Here is a 228-nt window from a genome sequence, read left to right as displayed (position 1 = left end):
GCCTGCTCTAGATCGCCGAGCGACACGGCATCCAGGTTTTCGAATACGCCGCTCAGGCGCACGGCGCCTCTCTCGACGGCACCCCCGTGGGCGCCTTCGGCGCCTTCGCCGTGTTCTCGCTCTACCCGACGAAGAACATGACGTCCGGGGAGGGCGGCATGGTCTCGGTGGGCAACCCCGACATCGAGCGGTTACTTCGGCTGTACCGCAACCAAGGGATGGAGAAGG

General features: G+C 65.8%; 1 pseudogene. It reads left to right on the top strand.

Annotated features, from left to right (window positions below):
• Positions 1-11: 11 nt before the first annotated feature.
• A pseudogene (locus ACR9ZK_RS23930) lies at positions 12-228 on the top strand (DegT/DnrJ/EryC1/StrS family aminotransferase); the annotation flags it as partial.

The sequence above is a fragment of the Monashia sp. HAY1-5C genome (genome assembly GCF_056755255.1).
This window is presented reverse-complemented; position numbering and strand designations above follow the sequence as displayed.